General features: G+C 39.6%; 12 protein-coding genes. 2 read left to right on the top strand and 10 right to left on the bottom strand.

Features of this window, described 5'->3' with window-relative positions; genetic code table 11:
- Window positions 1–63: 63 nt before the first annotated feature.
- From H5079_RS11675 to H5079_RS11650, 6 genes are all read right to left on the bottom strand, one after another.
- Window positions 64–2,142, bottom strand: coding sequence for a S9 family peptidase (locus H5079_RS11675; protein ID WP_182684143.1), 2,079 nt, complete (start codon window positions 2,140–2,142; stop codon window positions 64–66).
- Between the two features lie 234 nt (window positions 2,143–2,376).
- On the bottom strand, window positions 2,377–2,943 hold the full coding sequence (locus H5079_RS11670) for a chitin-binding protein (RefSeq protein WP_182684162.1): 567 nt from the start codon (window positions 2,941–2,943) through the stop codon (window positions 2,377–2,379).
- 266 nt (window positions 2,944–3,209) lie between these two features.
- Complete coding sequence (locus H5079_RS11665) at window positions 3,210–6,335, bottom strand: efflux RND transporter permease subunit (protein WP_179807659.1); 3,126 nt, start codon at window positions 6,333–6,335, stop codon at window positions 3,210–3,212.
- A gap of 11 nt (window positions 6,336–6,346) precedes the next feature.
- Entirely contained in the window at window positions 6,347–7,531 is a 1,185-nt protein-coding gene (locus tag H5079_RS11660; protein ID WP_011329583.1) for an efflux RND transporter periplasmic adaptor subunit, read from the bottom strand.
- 346 nt (window positions 7,532–7,877) lie between these two features.
- Window positions 7,878–8,666 carry a PhzF family phenazine biosynthesis protein gene (locus tag H5079_RS11655; protein WP_089368898.1) on the bottom strand — a complete coding sequence of 263 codons (789 nt, stop codon included), beginning with the start codon at window positions 8,664–8,666 and terminating at the stop codon, window positions 7,878–7,880.
- Between the two features lie 73 nt (window positions 8,667–8,739).
- Window positions 8,740–9,354, bottom strand: a complete 615-nt coding sequence (locus H5079_RS11650) for a PQ-loop domain-containing transporter (RefSeq protein ID WP_011329585.1) — start codon at window positions 9,352–9,354, stop codon at window positions 8,740–8,742.
- Window positions 9,355–9,637: 283 nt separating this feature from the next.
- On the opposite strand from H5079_RS11650, the gene H5079_RS11645 reads away from it, so the two are divergent.
- Both H5079_RS11645 and H5079_RS11640 read left to right on the top strand, forming a co-directional pair.
- Window positions 9,638–10,771, top strand: a complete 1,134-nt coding sequence (locus H5079_RS11645) for a PepSY domain-containing protein (protein ID WP_182684142.1) — start codon at window positions 9,638–9,640, stop codon at window positions 10,769–10,771.
- A gap of 86 nt (window positions 10,772–10,857) precedes the next feature.
- The gene (locus H5079_RS11640; RefSeq protein WP_011329587.1) at window positions 10,858–12,033 is read left to right on the top strand and encodes a lipopolysaccharide assembly protein LapB; all 1,176 of its coding nucleotides are present in this window, start codon (window positions 10,858–10,860) and stop codon (window positions 12,031–12,033) included.
- Window positions 12,034–12,107: 74 nt separating this feature from the next.
- Here the strand turns inward: H5079_RS11640 and H5079_RS11635 are convergent, their stop codons facing one another.
- The 4 genes from H5079_RS11635 to H5079_RS11620 all read right to left on the bottom strand — a co-directional run bounded on the left by H5079_RS11635 (window position 12,108) and on the right by H5079_RS11620 (window position 18,018).
- On the bottom strand, window positions 12,108–14,939 hold the full coding sequence (locus H5079_RS11635) for a hypothetical protein (RefSeq protein WP_182684141.1): 2,832 nt from the start codon (window positions 14,937–14,939) through the stop codon (window positions 12,108–12,110).
- Window positions 14,940–15,057: 118 nt separating this feature from the next.
- A complete protein-coding gene (locus H5079_RS11630; protein WP_182678583.1) occupies window positions 15,058–16,593 on the bottom strand; it encodes a PH domain-containing protein in 1,536 nt (511 codons plus the stop codon).
- Entirely contained in the window at window positions 16,586–17,119 is a 534-nt protein-coding gene (locus tag H5079_RS11625) for a PH domain-containing protein (protein WP_182684161.1), read from the bottom strand. Before H5079_RS11625 ends, H5079_RS11630 begins: the two co-directional genes overlap by 8 nt.
- A 44-nt stretch (window positions 17,120–17,163) precedes the next feature.
- The gene (locus H5079_RS11620; RefSeq protein ID WP_182684140.1) at window positions 17,164–18,018 is read right to left on the bottom strand and encodes a D-hexose-6-phosphate mutarotase; all 855 of its coding nucleotides are present in this window, start codon (window positions 18,016–18,018) and stop codon (window positions 17,164–17,166) included.
- Between the last annotated feature and the right edge of the window lie 319 nt (window positions 18,019–18,337).

The following is an 18,337-nucleotide window of genomic DNA, read 5'->3' as shown; positions in this document are numbered from 1 at the left end:
AAATAAAAACATCGCCTACTTTACAGTGGCGATGTTTTTATTTGTGCACTTTTTAATTGTTGCCTAATTATTTAGTAAGGCGATAAAAAAGGCCATTTCGAGCGCTCTTTCTTCTAAGCTTTTAAAACGCCCAGATGCGCCACCGTGTCCGGCATCCATATCGGTTTTAAATACTAAAATATTATTATCGGTTTTTAGCTCGCGCATTTTAGCTACCCACTTCATCGGCTCCCAATATTGTACCTGTGAGTCGTGCAGCCCAGTGGTTATTAGCATATGCGGATACTCTTGCGCGCAAATATTATCGTACGGCGAATAGGCTGCAATTACATCATAAAATTGCGCATCGTTAGGGTTACCCCACTCGTCGTATTCGTTGGTGGTTAGCGGAATACTTTCATCTAACATAGTGGTTAGCACATCTAAAAATGGCACATGACAACCAACGCCACAATAAAGCTCAGGTGCTTGGTTTACCACGGCTCCCATTAATAAACCACCCGCACTGCCACCCGATGCAAATACTTTATTTTTATCGCCGTAACCTTGCTCAACCAGCGCTTTAGTAACGTCTATAAAGTCGTTAAAACTGTTTTGTTTATGTTGTTTTTTACCTTGCTCGTACCACTGCCTGCCTAACATTTCTGAGCCGCGCACATGCGCAATAACATACACAAAGCCGCGATCGAGTAAGCTTAATGATGTACTCGAAAAACTAGGATCAATAGTATAGCCATAAGCACCATAGCCATATTGAAACAACGGATTAGTACCGTCCTTTTTAAAACTCTCTTTACGGTAAACAACAGATACAGGTACTTTTACGCCATCGCGTGCAGTTATCATTAGGCGTTCTGACTGATAATTATCGGCGTTAAAGTCTCCTAATATTTGCTGTTGTTTTAGTAAGGTTTTTTCGCCTGTAGTTAAATCAACATCGTATAGCGAGCCAGGCGTAGTTAAGCTTGAGTAGTAAATACGGGCACTGCGTGATTCTGGCTCTGGATTCATTGCTATGGCGGCGTAGTAGCAAGGATCTTCAAACGCTAATGTCATGCGTTCACCTTGTTTATTAACAACCACAAAACGGGCTTGCCCTTGCTCGCGCTCACTTAATACTAAAAAGTCGTTAAATAATTCAACACCTTCAAGCAGTACATCATCGCGATGAGCTGTGTGCTGCTGCCACTGGGTTTTGTCGGCAATAGTTTGAATGGTTGCGGTCATTAAGCGAAAGTTTTTGGCTTGCCAATTCGTCACTATGTAAAAAGTATCGCCAAGCTTATCAACGTCAAATTCATGGCCTTCTTCGCGTGGCATTAATGCGTTGAACTCGCCGTTTGGCTGGTCAGCATCAAGTACCCAAGTGTCGTTAGTTTCGGTGCTGGCTAAATCAATAATAATAAGGCTTTCGTCGCGACTTTTGCCCAGCCCCATAAAAAAGCTGCTGTCTTGCTCTTCGTACACCATTACATCTTGGCTTTGCTCTGTACCCAGCACGTGCCTAAATACTTGGTAACCTAATAATGTTTTTAGATCTTTTTTAACGTAAAAAACCGTTTTATTGTCGTTAGCCCAAACCACTTGGCCTTCGGTGTTTTCTAACTTATCGGTGAGCATTTCGTCAGTGGTTATATTTTTAAAGTGCACGGTATAAATACGACGCCCTTCAGTATCTTCTGAGTACGCCATTAATTGCTCACACGGGCTCAGTGCTACTTCGCCTAGCTCAAAAAATTCAAATCCGGCCGCTAGCTTATTTACATCTAATAAAATTTGCTTATCGCTAGTACTCATATCACTACTGCGATAATGACGAGAATATTCGTCATCGCCACGCACTTCAGAGTGATACCAGTATTTGCCATCTTTAACCGGTACTGTATTGTCGTCTTTTACAATACGGCCCTTTAGCTCTTCAAAAAGAATGTTTTGCAATGGCTGCATTGGCGCTAATTGCGCTTCACAATAGCTGTTTTCAGCATGTAAATGCGCTAATACATCTTTATTTTGACGTTCGTCATCACGCATCCAATAGTAATTATCGATACGTGTTTTATCGTGTGTGTTAAGGGTATAGGCTTGCTTTTCAGCAATAGGGAAGCTTGGCAGCAAGGCCAAAGAAAAATCAGAAGTAGACACAAATAAACCGATTAAAAAATAACAATATTTGCCAGTTTAACATAAAAATAAAAAAGCCCACTCATTGCTGAGCGGGCTAAACGGTATAAGTACAATTACTAAAATTTCTGCAATTTTTATTGTTGTCTTTATACCTTGGGAAGAGAGCACCTTGGGAAGAGAGTACCTCAAGAAGAATATCTTAAGAAAAACACCTTGAGAAATAATTCCAATTCAAAACTGTATACAAGCTATTTATTTTACTTGCTGCCAAGCCATAGCCCAGCTTTTACCCACACCGGGTTCAAACATGGCACTTTGCTCACCATTAACACGGCAATATTCACTAAATGGCCATGCTTTACACTGATAAATATGCCCTGTTTTGGGCTGCAATACTTTTATGCCCGCATTATAGTTATCGCCACCAGCGGGATAAACGCTATCGTATTCTGCGCTATTTTTTATTACCGACACATTGCGTTTAGTCAAACAATTAAAACTAACATCCGCTTTACAAATACCGCTTGATTCTAGTGCAAATATTTGATTATAACGATAAGCAACTACTAGCCCTGTATCGGTCATGCGCCCTGCGCTAACTAAGGGAACATGCACATTAATATATTCTGCTATTAGGCGCGGCCACGCATTAGGCCCTCCCTGCTCAGATACCGTCACTTCATAACTAAATGATAAATCGACTAGCTCTCCTTGCATGTCATAAAAGGTTACTACCACAGAATCGCCAATAGATAATTGGACATCCTGATTTAAGCAACCTATTGGTGTCCATTTTCCACAGACCAATGACGTATGCATAAACACAGCAACACCTTAAAATCCAAACCTTGCATTGGTAATACACAAATACACAGCCAAGACATTTAGAGCAATAAACAAACAAATGCAAACTAAATATTAGCTCAGTTTATTAATAAGATGAAGATTATAATTCGCAAGCTTGCAACAATCAAACAAAAGAATGTAACCAGAATTTAAATCTAATGCTTAAGCTCTATATAAAACAAAAAAGCCAACCTGATTACGGTTGGCTTTTTACTTTGCTGCTTACTTACAATGCTATTTTAAATTGTAGCTTTAGTGGTTTTTTTACTAAACGGTCGTTTAAATAACGCGCCTATATCCGTTAAAATAATATATAAACACGGTACTAATATCAGTGTTATTAAAGTAGCAAACATAACAGCAAAGCCCAGCGCCACTGCCATTGGGGTAACAAATTTAGCTTGTAGGCTGGTTTCAAACATAATAGGTAATACCCCTGCAAAAGTAGTAATTGAGGTGAGTAATATAGCTCTAAAACGCGCACAGCCTGCCTCAATAACGGCATCTTTAATACTTACGCCGTTACGGCGCACTTGGTTTACATAATCGGTCATAACTAGGGAGTCGTTTATTACTACCCCTGCGGCGGCTATTAAACCAAAGCCCGACATTAAACTAATATCTAAACCAAACCAATAATGCCCCCAAATAGCCCCCGTTAAGCTAAACGGAATAACCGACATAACAATAAGCGGTTGCGAGTAACTTTTTAATGGCACAGCCAGTAAAATATAAACGAGGATCATGCCGCCAATAAAAAACATCATTTGCTCACTTGCTTGCGCTTGTTGTTCCTCTATTGCGCCACCAAGCTCAGATTTAACTGTAGGGAACTCATCTTTAAGCTGCGGTAATAAGTTCTCTTTAACTTGTTTAACTACTTCGCCTGGCTCTATTTGTTCTTCGTCGATACTGCCATATACATAAACTGTACGATAGCCTCCTTCACGGCGAATATAACTAATGCCTGGTGTTTCGGTTAGCTCAACTACATCACCGAGTAATACCTCACGCCCTTGTGGTGTGGTGATCACTGCATGTTTAAGTGATGAAAATGCTTCGCGAGTAAGCTTAGGGTAACGAACCATTACACGTACTTCTTCGCCGTTTCTGATCACGCGCTGCGCTTCACCACCATAAAAGCTAGCACCTACTTGGGTGGCAACACTCGAAAGATCTAAACCTAAGTCGTAAGCAACCGGTTTTAAGCTCATTTGCACTTCTTTACTAGCAGGATCAATGGTCGAGCTAATATCAAACAAACCTTTTTGTTGCTGCAGTAATTGAATAAAACGACGCCCTGCATTATTTAGCGTGTCTATGTCTGAGCCATACAATAAATAGCCAAACTCACCATTACCGTTGGCACCGCCGCCGCCAGCATCATCTTGAATAGTTAACGACTTAACGCCAGCTATGGTTGGCATAGCCTCACGCCAACGACGCGATAACTCAAAGGCGTTATACGGACGCAAGTCTTCATCAACTAATGGCGCTAATAACTGTGACTCTGTTCTACCTTGGTTAAATACCAAGATATCGCGGATCATTTTTTTACCAAATTCACGCTCTGTTGCTTCATCAACTTGCAGCACCATAGCTTCAATGTCGCGAATAGCTGCAATGGTTTGTATGTCTGAAACATTGTCATTCATTTCTACGCGTATTTGTGGAAAGTCGTGCGGTACTTTAGGGGTGGGTACAGTACGTACTTTGTTTGAGGTAATTAACCCAACGCTAAGAATAAGCATTGCTATAAATGCAAACATCACCGTCCAGCGCCATTCTACGCAGCGCACAATAAAGCGTTTATACGGGCCATTTACAAAGCCAAAAAAACGGGTATTAAAGCGATCGCGCCAACTGCCTTTTTTAATAGGTGCAAAGTGCGTATGAGCAATATGCGCCGGTAAAATTAGTTTTGATTCAACCAAACTAAATACTAAGCACAGCATTACCACTACCGCTATACCGTAAAAAAACGCGCTTTCTGGGCCGCTCGATAAGGTAAATGGTGCAAACACTGCAATTGTGGTTAATACGCCAAAGGTCGCAGGCGTTGCAACACGATTAGCGCCGCGCACTACGCTTTCAACACCACCACCACTTCTTTCTATTTCGGTGTAGGCGCTCTCTCCTATGACTATGGCGTCGTCCACCACTATTCCCAGCACCATAATAAACGCAAATAACGAAATAATATTAATACTAATACCAAATACCGGCATCATCATCATTGCACCTAAAAAGCACACTGGCAGCCCTAGCATTACCCACAACGCCAGTTTAAAACGCAAAAATAACGACAACATAATTGCCACTAAAATAGCGCCCTGAAACAAGTTAGCTTTCATCATATCAAGGCGAGCATTTAGATAGTAAGTCATATCCATTAATGGCTCTAACCGTATACTGGGCGGCAGCTGATTATTTTTTTGTTCTATAAATGCTTTAACCGACTCGGCAACCGGGATCATGTTTTGCTCTTGGGTTGCTTTAACCGAAAGATACACCGCATTTTGCCCATTAAACTTAAAGTAGCGCTCACCTTCGGTAAATTGGTCTTTAATTACGGCAATATCTTGCAACAATACTTTTGCACCGTATTCGCCAATTTTTACCGGTATTTTTCGAAACTCTTCGCCGCTATAAAATTGATTTTCTACGCGTACCGAAATAACTCCCGAGTCAGTTTTTAGCTGCCCTGCCGAAAAGTTAGCTGAATATCTGCGTACTGCAGTCATTACATCGCTTAAGGTTAAGTTATATTGGCGCAGCGTATCGGGTTCAATTTCAATGGCTATTTCATCAAGTGGCACATCGTTAACAACTAGCGATACATTAGAAAGCTGCAATAACTCACTCTCTATTTGGTTTGCAATTGGCTTAAGCTCGCTCAGTGGCAGGTCGGCTACTAAGGTCATGCCTATTACGTCTTGTCTAAACTCTACTTGGCTAATTGTTACCGGCTCCATACCGCCAGGAAACGTGGCTATACCATCTACGCGAAGTTTTACTTTATCGAGCACGTCGGTAAGTTTAACGTCAGTATTTATTTCTAAGCTCGCACGGCCACCATTACGAAACGCACGATACACGCCTTTTTTAATTTCGGTTACATCCTTAAGCGACTCTTCTATTTTTATGAGAATGCTTTCTTCTATTTCTTGTGGCGATGCACCTGGATAGTTAGCTTCAATATTAATGTAGTTAATTTCTACATTAGGAAACATTTGGCGCTGAATAGTAAAGTAACTAATAATCCCCATTACAATGATAAAAAACATCATTAAATTGGCAGCTACCGAATTCTTTGCAAAGTAGGCAATAATACCCGTTTGTTTTTGCTCTATTGGTTCATTCATATTTTGCTACCTTACAACTGCTGAGTATTAGAGTTGCTTGTCTCTGAGCTTTCAGTTGCGCTGTTAGTACTAGTACCAGCCACTTTTACTTCCATGCCCTTTTGCGGATACTCTGGCAAGGTAACAACGAGTTTATCGTCTGCATTTAAACCGCTGTTAATATAAAAAAACTCACCTTCTTCTCTAATAACCGTTACTTTGCGCGGCTCAAGTTGCTGCTGCTCATTTACTATCCATACCGTTTGATTATTCACTAATGCTTGCGGTAAACGGTAAATGTTACTGAGCATAGCGCCTGCAAACCTTACCTGTACGTAGCTGCCAAATTTAATTGCTGGTTGTTTGCTTTTTAAACCGTAAGGGTCGTCAATTCGCACCACTAAACTACTCATGCGGGTAGCACTATCTACAATACCTAAATCGCGGTCTATTACTGCTTCACGAGTAAAGCTATTTAGTCCTTTTTGAATCACAGTTGCAGTAATACCTTTAATACGCTCTGGTAAAAAAATACTATCAAAGCCGGCAATAGGAATGATCACCTCTGCGGTTTCTATGTTATTAATTTCGGCCACTTGCGAACCCATAGATACAAACTGACCCACACCAATATTACGACTAATAACGAGCGCATCGTATGGCGCAGTTATTTCGCAATTTTCTAAGTCACGTTGCGCACGCTTTAAGGCAGCTTGCGCCGATTTAACCGACGCTTGTGCACTCAAAACTTGTGGTTTACGTAAAAATAAATCTGTACGGGCCTTACCAGGAAAGCGTGTTGCTTCGTCTGCTGCTACTTGCGCTTGTGCTTGTTCTTCAATTAAGCCTGCTTGTGCGCGTGCAAGCTCAGCTTCAGCCATTAAAACGGCTGCTTGGTAATTATCTTTTTCAATAGTAAATAGGGTTTCGCCACGGCCAACTACACCACCGGCAATAAAGTTAGGATGCCAACTTAATACCTCACCCGACACCTGCGCCGACAATTGGGTATTTTCAAGCGGCTTTACTTCACCGTAACTATTAATAATAACCTGATGATTATTTGCCAAAGCACTTTCCACTTTAACGGTAGGGCGTGTATCTACTGGTTTTTTTTCTGCTGATTCTTCTGCAATAGCGTTAATTCCCATAAAGCTCACTATGCCAATGGCAAGTGCAACAAAAGGAAAAACCCATTTAAGTATTCTTGTTTGCATAACTTAATTACCTCAAAAACTCACTAACAACATAATAACAGAGCTTAACCAAATATTAACGACGCATTTGTAAGTAACTATTTCTAAAATAACTCTCAATTAATAAAAAGAATAACAAGTAATACTATAGAGAAATTAAAGCTGTAATTTTTAAGTTTATAAATCAATAACTTTAAACAAGAATAAATAATAGAGGCGCGGTTTGGAGTAATAAGTATATAGTGGCGGCTGCGTCGCCTGTGCTAACTTTCAAAAATTATATTTTTAAATAAAAGCGTTTTATTCGCAGCGCAAGAGTAATAGCATGGTTTATTTATACACAATTTAGAAAGTATGTAGCGCTTTGCTAAATAAAAATAGTGCCGGTTAAATACCTTACCGCATGCCCTGTGATCGTTACATATGTATCACCAACATCGCATAGTAACTGCCCGCCGCGGCTCGAAGCCTGATAAGCGCTTAACGTAGTTTTACCCAATTGCTGAGCCCAATAAGGGGCAAGGCCGGTATGAATAGAGCCTGTTACATAATCTTCATCGCCACCGCTTGCAGGCCAAAAGTAGCGAGACACAAAGTCGTATTCATCTCCAGGTGCGCTGGCAACCACATCGAGCGGAAATAATGTTTTTAGTAACTGCGAATCGGTTTTAAGCTGAGTTACATCTTGCTCATTATCGTAAATAGCAAAATAAGCTTGGCGGTTTTTTAGCACTTTTGTGGGTGCTTTTGATAAACCATTTAGCAGTGCAGAAGGGGCATTTAATACAACAACCGGTGCTTGTTTTGGAAAGGTCATGGCAAAGCTACCATCGCTATTTTTATTAACGACTAACTCGCCCACGGCAGCAGCATAAAAACGCACTTGCGCTAAATTATGCTGCTCACAAAGCACATAAGCAGCTGCCAGTGTGGCATGGCCACAAAAGTCAATTTCCATCAAAGGTGAGAACCAGCGAATAGCAAAGCTGCCATCGCTTTGCTGGCAAGTAAAAGCGGTTTCGGACACGTTGTTTTCTGCGCCAATTTTTAGCATTAAATCGTCGCTTAACCACGTATCAAGGGGGATCACTGCGGCATAATTGCCTTTAAATAATTCATTAGTAAACGCATCTATTTGATGAATAGTTAATTGCATGGTTTAAACTTTATAATTACGAATAGCTTAAACCTGCCACAGTTAAATTAAATTATCACTACTATTTTAAACGTTATACCGTATTAGGGCGCATTTTATAATATTGAATGCAACCAAGCTGCGCAGCGTTGGTGAGTAAAATCATCACAAACGTTAAAATATGCGCAATACTTTGCGTAGCCATAGCAAACTCGGCAAATAAACCACAAATACCCGCCACAAACTGCAAACTAAAATAACGTGCACTTAAATTACTAATATCACCACTGCGAATAGTTTTATACGTTTGTGGCATTACACGCACCGAGCTCATTACCAAACCAACAAAGGTTAACCACGTTAGTACCTTAGCTGTATCAAGTACTGGGTTAGCTAATAACGTAAATGGAATAAGCGAAAAAGCCAACATACACAGTAACTGAACACGCTCTTTTCGTTCAGCATTATAACGCGCAAAATAGTATAAAATAGAACCACTTAATATACCTGTTACTATAAATGGCAGCGCCATATAAAAGCGCTCAAAATACAGATTAAAGGCAATAAAGTACGTACTTTGTGCAACACCAAAGGTCATCATCAACAGCGATAAACCCGACACGCTGCGATTTTTACGAATTTTATTTAGCAGTGGTAAAAAACTAAAGACTAAAATAAATGAAGACAATACAGGCAGAAAATGTGCCAAAGCAACCTCGCTCGTTACGTAAGTGTTAATAGGAATTAAAATGGAAACATATAATAAACATATGTTTTTAAAGGATTTTATATTATAGCGGCATTGTAGTGGCGACTAGATTTTACTCAACTAAATTGAAAATATTTTTTTAGCAACTGGCAACTTAGCTATACAAAAATCGTTAGCTTAAGTTCACGCTTTTGCTGTTTTTAGCATAACCATCTGCAAAACTTGAATTGCAATTGATAATTGTTATCATGCGCAATACTTGTCATCTTTTCTTGCTTTATATATGCGAAAAACACTGTTTAAAATTCATAGCTGGGTTGCCCTTATTGCTATCATCCCCCTTATTGTTATTAGCATTACAGGGAGTGTTTTAGTATTTAAAAGTGAAATAGATGGCCTGCTAATGCCAAATAGCCACTTTGTGGTAAAAGCATTACCTGAGCGACTACCTATTGATAAGTTAATCGCTAAAACAGAGCGTACTTACCCTAATTATATAGTAGCTAGTTGGGAAATATTTAACGATGATACTGCTGATCGGGTTTACTTAATAAAGCGCGGTACAGAGCAATGGGCTAAGTTACATTTAAACCAATACACAGGTGATATTTTGTCAGAGCCTGTGGGTACCAGCCATTATTTCACCGATTGGTTTTTAGAGCTGCATTACACCTTTTTACTTAACGATTTTAAAAATTTACCAGGGCAAACGGGCACTGTATTAGGGTTCTTTTTTGCGGTGTTTTTACTCGTATTGGGTATTAGCGGCCTGATTATTTATCGCAAATTTTGGCGACGCTTATTTAGCGTACGCTGGCGTGCAACACTACAAATAGTGCTTAGCGACATTCATAAAATGACCGGCGTGTTAGGCTCACCCATTATTATTATTTTAGCCATTACTGGCGGCTACTTTAACTGGGCTGTGTGGTATCACGAAGTGATAGAACACGCACAAGAAGAGCATTATGTACTAACCAACCCCTTATACAGTCACGACATTTCGTTGCAGCAAATACTCGATGACAGCAAAAAACAAATCTCTACTTTTAACGGTACTTTTTTAGTTTTGCCATTAGAGCCAGACGAAAACATTACCTTATTTGGTGAAGTAAGCACAACCAATCCGCTGGCTAGTGAATACGCCAATACAATTACTTACAGTAAGCTAACTGGCGAGCACATGGCTAACTGGGATATTCGCGAAGTAGGAATTGGCTGGCAAGTAATTGATAGCTTTAGAAAGCTCCACTTTGGCTACTTTGCAGGGCTTGTAAGTAAGGTGCTGTGGGCTGTTATTGGCTTAAGCCCTGTATGGCTTGCAGGTACTGGCTTTTATTTATGGCTTACCCGACGTGCACGCAAAAAGCAGTCACGACAAAACCGTTTAAATAAACGCCGCACAGCAAACCCTTGATTAAAAAACAAACTCATTATAATGTTAGGTAAAGTAGTAATTAACTCTATTTAAGCTACTTACTTTTGTATCAATGGAGTGAGTTTATGAAATTTTATACGCTTGTGATAATTACTATTTTTTCATTAATAACCGGCTGCAGCAGTACTAACAATCAAAAGCAAATACTGCAAACTATACCGCTTACACAAGTAATTAATCATGCTTTATTTAGCCAGCAACCCACTTTATCTGAACAAGCTATTTTTGAGCTGTCTGAGGTCGAGACAGAGCAGTTTTTAGCGTATGCCAAAAAACAGCTATTATCTGGGATTCGTACCGATAGAGTTGTTTATAATTACCTTGAAAACCAACTAACTAACTTTACATATCACGGCGATACACTCACTTCTACACAAACAGTTAATCGAGCGCAAGGAAACTGTATTAGCCTAGCGGTGCTTACCCAAAGCTATGCTCGCATTCTTGGTTTAGATACGAGTTTTCAAGAAATGACCAGCGAGCCTGTTTACGCAAAAGAAAGTAACTTAGTGTATGTAGCTAACCATTTTAGAACTATGGTTTATGCCCCTAAAGAAATAGGTACCGCTAAAAACATAAATCCAATAAGCACAATAACAACCCGCGCAGGTACGTTAATCGACTACTTCCCAACTCGAGACAGTATTTACTCAGGTAGTGCTAACCATAATGACTTACTCGCTAAGTTTTATAGCAATTTAGCCGCTAGCGCATTAGCAAACAAACAATTAAACATGGCATATTCTCTTATTTTGCAAGCTAATAACTACACCCCTAAAGATCCTGAGCTATTTAACTTAGCAGGCATATTACACCGCCATGCTGGCGACTTACAAAGCGCGAAAAATATTTATCAAGCAGCATTAAATAACAATTATGCGAGCATAAATTTAATTAGTAACTATCAATTATTAGCTCAAAAGCTTGGTGATACTCAGCTTGCGCAGCAGTTATCTTTACAACTAATAAATATAGAAAAAGATCCTTATGAGTTATTAGTACTGGCTAAAAATGAGTTACAAACAGGAAATATTTATAGCGCTAACAAACATGTTGAGCAAGCAATAGTAAAAGCACCGTATATAGCCGATCTGTATTTAGAGCTGGCGAAAATACGCTTTCAGCAAGGTAAAACTCAACAAACACAAAGCTTACTTGAAAAAGCCATCGAACTTGAACGCGACAAACAAAAGCTTAATGTGTATCAAGCTAAGTTACTGTCGTTAAGTATGACAAAGTAAATGTGGGTTTTACGGCACTTAAATCGCCGCTCAAACCCCGTTATTAATTATTTTTACCTTTGCTTTTAAAAACGCTAAAGCGAATAATAAAAACTTAACCACGCGCGCATTTCATCTGCAAAGCTATCGCCTTCTACGCGCGATAAGCCTAAATTAAACGTTAAATCATTTACACCTGCAGGCCCCATCCCAAAGCTAATATCACCTTGATATTTTAAGCCGTAACTTTGTGCATATACCATGCTATCAAGTTGGTGTTGCTTGTAATAAAGCCAAGGTAACCCCTCTTTAAAGCTAAACCCAGCACCATAACCTTGATAACGCTTTGCAGTTGCACTGTAAAAAGGCAGCTCAGATGAAAGTACAAATTCGCTACTTTGTTGCTGATTAATCAGGTTTGAGCCAAAGCCACCTAATGCAAGGCTGCCATCATCACGTTGCTTTTGCTCAAGGCTTGCATAAAGAGGAATACCAAATGCTTTACCAAAAATTTGGGCGGCTAAATCGTAACCTTGCCAATTATTACTTTTGCTGCTGCCATCGTACCAGCTCGCATAAGTACTTTGGCCTATAACAAAGTCTTGGCGGTCATATTGCCAGCTTTGAGTAACGCCAAAGCGCGTCCAGCTTTTATGGTTTTGTTTGTAGTCAGTGTAATTATAAGCAAGCTCTGGCGTTAAGTTTAACTGCCCAAATTTAAGAGGGTAACTTATTGCAGCAAAACCACCGCGCGCAGTAATATCGGCGCTTAAGCTTGTTTGATTTAAGGATTTATATTGGCGTGCTGTATTTAAATTATAATCAAACACGCTAAGTTTGAATTTTACTGGTAATGCACTGTATTTTGCCTGCACAAAACCACCATGCAAAGCACCATTGTGCAAGTCGGCGCTATACCCTGCCTGTAAGTCGAGCTGTTTTAATAAATCGCTACTTTTAACCCCTAAATTCAACAAACTGGTTGCAGCCGAATAATACTGCGCGCCTAGTGCAACAGTGGCTTGTTGCTCAAGTGCATTGTAGCTACTTTGTGTGCCTACTTGGTTAGTGTAAATGTTAGCTTTTGGAAGTGTGTGTTGATTAACCATAAGCAGTGGCGCATGTTTAGTGGTTGCAATATCACTAACCATATTCCCTTGGTGTGTTTTCGCTAGTTGTTTTACATTGGGGCCATCTGCGCTAATCGAGAAATAAAGTAATGAGCCATCTGTCATTTCAATGGGATGTGCAACCGCTTCTTGCCCTTGAGTTAGTTTAGTGAGTGTTTTGCTTGCAATATGATAACTATAAATATCGGTAGCGCTATTTAAGCCAGCAATAAAGTAAAGCGACTCTCCATTTTGGCTAAAACTTGGTTGGCTTAAATATTGATACCCGTTTGGCATAGCCACTGATTGACGGTGCTCACCATCCGTATTTTGTATATATAATTGCCAATTTTCGTTTAAAGATGCTGATAAGTAAGCTAATTTAGTTTCATCAGGGTTTAATATTGGGTAGTCATACGCCGTTTTTAAACTTTTACTAAATAACTCAGTGACGACTTTAGTGGTTAAATTTACTTTCACTAATTCTGAGTAACCACCTCTTACTTGCTCAGCATATAAGGTTTCACCATCGCTGGTTACGCTAAAACGGCGAATACCTGCAAGCTCGGTAAGCTGCTCTATATTGCCGGTTTCAGTGTTGTAGCTAAAAACATCAGAAACACGATTATAACTCCCCGATTCCTCAGTACTAAAAGCACTAAAGTAAAGCGTGGTATTATTAATCCATTGTGGGTTAGCTATGCCTGCTCGGTTAATTTGGTTAAGCACTTGTTTTTGCTCACGCTTAAATACACCAGGTGCAGTGTCAGCAATATCTAGGGGATCATTTTCTAATAGCTTTTTTTGTGCTTTATTAAAGCTATTTTCGGCTTTAGTATTTTGCTCTGTGCTGTACACAATAAGCTTAGTGTTATCGTTTTTATCACGCTCTACAATGGCCAGCTTACTGCCATCTTTTGCAAGCGCAGGGTTACTTGCATATAAACTAAGCTGTAGCCACAGCTCACTATTAAGCTTAGGTTCTAATTGCTCTTTGGCCATAGCTTTGTAAGTGTATTCAGCTACAAAACGGCGGTACAGCTTAGCGGCACTTTGCCCAAACACGCCGCTAAATGCTTGATCAAAATCACGCACTTTTACGCCTTGCATGCGTGTCCAAACGCTATCGAGCGTTTGCTCTGAATAGTTTTGCTCTAACCAATTTAAAAAACGGCTACCAATTAAATACGCCATGGAGCTGGCCATAAAGCCACCTTCGGTACTATTTAACTGTGAGTAGCTGGGCAACGCTCCTTGCTGGGCAAACTCTACTAATATTGCTTCTGAGTAGTTATCAAATAAGCGCCCACGACCGGTCATTTTAGATTCAATTAACGTGGCATAACCTTCGGCAACCCAACGAGGGGTATTGCTGTAAGTTAGATCGTATAGATCCCATAGACTGCGTATTTTTTGCTGCCAGTTATTACGTGTTGGCTGTGCTAAATGCACTAAGTGAATGTACTCGTGCAATACCAATAACTGCTGCCAACCTGAGGTATTTGATATAACAGTATCTGATTGTGGCGGCGTGGTAAAAAGTGCCATTATCGGGTTATTTGAGGTAGGTAGCGCAAAACCATTCGCTGCATTTAAGGGATCAAACACCACTACATCTACAGTTTTATCGAGTGCGCGGTTTTGTTGATCAAGCACTTTGGTACGTACTATTTCGAGCTCTACAGCAGTCGATTTGGCAAAGTCGGTATGCTCAATACTGTAATGCACATTAAAGTGCTCGGTATGAATGGTTTGCCAGTCGTTGCCATAGCTCGGCGCGGTAAGTAATAAAGCCGCTGCGATAAGTGTTTTTTTCATTATAGTCCCTTAGATGATCCCTTAACTGCACCTAGGTTATTACTAATTACTTTTAGTTGGCAGTAATAAAGTGTAATAAAACATGTGCAACTATAAACTACACATGCTTTTAGTAGAGCTACATCCAGCTACGGGGATCAGATTCAACCTGCATAAGTGTAAAATCAATTATAAAGTCAGCATCTTGCTGCTTTATATAGGGCATAAAAGCGTAACCTGAGGCGAGTTGTATATACACACTTTTTAACCCTGAGCGACGCATTAAGTAGGTACTTATACTTCGGGCACTTTGTGTTTTATACAGTTCAAACACCCGATAATGTACGCCAATCAAGCCTTTGCGCACCACCATATAATATCGGCCATTATCTTCATGTAAGTAATAGCCATAACGCTGATACGACAAGGTAACTAAACCAGAAAATGCAACAAATACACCTAAACTAAGCCACATATTAAACTCAGCTACTAAGCAAAAAACAAATACTAATATGCTCGGTAAAAGCGCATAAAAAACTAAGTTTTTATATAGTAGTGCGCGCTCTGCGCCTGTAAATGCGAGGTTTTTGCTATTAAACCAAGGATAAATCCATTGGCAAACACTGTTTACTTGTGCCGCGTTTAATACCGGTAAGAGCAAGGTTTGTTTATTATTTTTAGCAGCAACGCCTGCTACCATACCACCACTGCTCGCTTGCAAGCATTCAACGGTAAAGCGTTTTAATAGTCGGGCAACTAAGTTTTGTTTTATAACAATTGATTGCACCTTATCTAAGCTCATAGATAACTGATGGCGCTCTAATAAGCCAGCAATGCGTTTAAACTTTTGTCCTTTAAAATACAGCTCGTAGTTATAAAACCGAATCAACGACATGCCAACCGACAACAACACCGCAATAATAACCAACAAAACAATTAAGGTGATCACCGCAAACATGGCAGCATTGGCTACTATACCTAGCTCTTGCTGGTAAAAGCCCTCCATTTTAGCAATCAGCTTTTGCTCTAAAAAATCGATAACAACATTTATAAATGGCGCAATAGCTGCAAAGGCTAAAATAGCCATATTTGATATTAAACCAAACTTAGCAATTTCTTTATTGCTAATAAATAGACTGCTTTGTGCTGTTACTTGGTGATCTACATTGTCAGTTACAGTATCTTGTTGCTGGGCTTTGTAAGCAAAAATTTGTTTACGCATTTGTTGTGCGTGTTCTTTGGTTATTCCCGGCAGTACCACTTCTTGCGCTACGCTACCTGCGGCATCAAAAATACAATTTACTAAGTTAATAGGGGTAAAATAAAACGGCTCAGCAATATTTACGTTTTGTACGCGAGCAAATTTAAGGGTTAAACGCTCTTTTTTAAATACGCCTTTTTTGAGTAAAATTTCGTGTTCTTCAGAAATACAAAAACGAAAGCTTTTATAATATAAAAAAGAGTAAATAAGCAAAGCAACAAGCGCGACGGCTCCGGCAATTTGTCCCCAAAATAGTTTGTTTTCAACTTGAGTTACAAACACAATCGTAATAGGTAGCAAATTAAATATGCCATCTCTTATAACTCGCACCATAAAATGGACAACAAAATACACTAACGCCCAAGGCGATACAGCTTGCCAATGTAAACTACTTGCGCTACCAGCGTTACTCATCTGCAGGGGTTGCTTGTGCGATGTTATCGTCGTTGCGGTAGTTTTGTACAAACTGGCGCATATTTTTACAATCGTCGTGAGTTAAGCCGCTAATTTGCAGGTCGGCGCTCATGCCACCAGCGCTGTATAGCTTTAAACTCGCTAAGCCGAGTTTGCGCTCAATTGGCCCGCGGTGCACCTCAATATGCTGTACTCGCGCTAGCGGTAAAATAACTATTTGCTGCCAAATAATTCCCTTTTTAAACGCGATATCGTGGGTGCGCATTGCTACCCCTTGCAGATTTATACTCACTACATTATAAAACATTGATAATATGATAATTATTGGCATGCCAATCAACAAATACGTTTGCGCTAGATTAGCAAAAGCAGCATTTAAGTAACACGCCACCACTAAGCCGGTTATTAAAGGAATATAAAACGCCAGCCAATTAAGTTGCACATGCAGCAAAGCGTTAGCCGCCAATGGCTTAAACTCAATATTACTATGTTGTGGTAAGTTGGTTATTTGTTGATTATTAAACACCATATTATTGTTTAAACTCACTATTACTTATATAAATACAAGGCTCAACTCAGCCATTTAATGATGGTAATTAAGGTATGGCTTTGTTTTGGCGCGAGCGTAACGGCATCATTTAATACGTTGGCTGCTTCAAGGCAAAGCATGTTGTTATATTCAGTATTAGCAAAGTTAGATAAACGCTTTGATTTTTCTATCCATGGATTCCACAATACGCAAGAGCTGGAATTTTCTCGGCCCACACTAATTATACCCTCGGGAGTATTAATGGTTTGCACTGGCGCTGCTTGGGTATAAACCATGTCGGTTTCGCGGGCAAAACTAACCACATCACTTTGCATTACTGGAGCTTCGCCAAATTCAGTATATTGCGCACCTTGCAAACCATCAACGCTGGTATTGTTAATATCTGATGTTGGAAAATAAGTATGCAGCGCTTGCGAAAAGCTAAACGGTGTATTGCTTAAATTTGTGGTTGTTAAGCGCACTTGTAACTGCTCGTTTAGTACAAACTCAACTCGTAAGCTTGATTGATGCGGCCAATAATCAAGATTAACTAGTTTCATGGGTAATTTAAGGCTAACAATAACTTCGTATTCGGTTTCATGCACTTCATCGGCCTGCCACAAACTCGTTCGAGCAAAACCATGCGCCGGAAAATCATTGTTATCGTGTGCTCCAAACCAAGGCCAACAAATTGGGATACCGCCGCGAATACTGGCATTTTCTTGGAATGTTTCTTCTTGAGATACCCATAACAATGGCTGCTTACCTTTTGGGGTAAACTTGGTAATTTGCCCGCCTTGCAAAAATATTTTTGCATCGCAATGGCTACTATTTATATTAATAAATTCTAAACCGGTATCAGTATGACAAATACTAACGGAAGGTGATAACTTCATATTATTTCCTATAATGCTGGCACGTAGTGTTAAATGTGCACCTAAATAGTCAAGTAAGCTTATAAATCATCTACATGATAAGCGAAATAATTTAAATATCGATCGCTTTATTTTCACTCGGTAATACCTGCGAGGTATTTATAAATAATTACTTTGTACTAATACTTATTTATAAATGTCACCCTCAGTAAATTAGCAATACTTATAAATTGATAAAAAAAACTCATTATCTATACTCTATAGGCTTAAAGGTATACTACAGCCATTAGCGAATAAAACACTACAGACATAGATTAAAAATTAAAAAACACAAATTTTA

Source organism: Pseudoalteromonas sp. SG44-5 (assembly GCF_014164175.1).
Taxonomy (GTDB): Bacteria; Pseudomonadota; Gammaproteobacteria; order Enterobacterales; family Alteromonadaceae; genus Pseudoalteromonas; species Pseudoalteromonas nigrifaciens.
This window is presented reverse-complemented; position numbering and strand designations above follow the sequence as displayed.

What these genes read in the sequence shown, in the direction of transcription:
- H5079_RS11670 (WP_182684162.1), bottom strand. Translation starts at nt 2,943, where the DNA reads ATGCATACGTCATTGGTCTGTGGAAAATGGACACCAATAGGTTGCTTA.
- H5079_RS11665 (WP_179807659.1), bottom strand. Translation starts at nt 6,335, where the DNA reads ATGAATGAACCAATAGAGCAAAAACAAACGGGTATTATTGCCTACTTT.
- H5079_RS11660 (WP_011329583.1), bottom strand. Translation starts at nt 7,531, where the DNA reads ATGCAAACAAGAATACTTAAATGGGTTTTTCCTTTTGTTGCACTTGCC.
- H5079_RS11655 (WP_089368898.1), bottom strand. Translation starts at nt 8,666, where the DNA reads ATGCAATTAACTATTCATCAAATAGATGCGTTTACTAATGAATTATTT.
- H5079_RS11645 (WP_182684142.1), top strand. Translation starts at nt 9,638, where the DNA reads ATGCGAAAAACACTGTTTAAAATTCATAGCTGGGTTGCCCTTATTGCT.
- H5079_RS11640 (WP_011329587.1), top strand. Translation starts at nt 10,858, where the DNA reads ATGAAATTTTATACGCTTGTGATAATTACTATTTTTTCATTAATAACC.
- H5079_RS11635 (WP_182684141.1), bottom strand. Translation starts at nt 14,939, where the DNA reads ATGAAAAAAACACTTATCGCAGCGGCTTTATTACTTACCGCGCCGAGC.
- H5079_RS11630 (WP_182678583.1), bottom strand. Translation starts at nt 16,593, where the DNA reads ATGAGTAACGCTGGTAGCGCAAGTAGTTTACATTGGCAAGCTGTATCG.
- H5079_RS11620 (WP_182684140.1), bottom strand. Translation starts at nt 18,018, where the DNA reads ATGAAGTTATCACCTTCCGTTAGTATTTGTCATACTGATACCGGTTTA.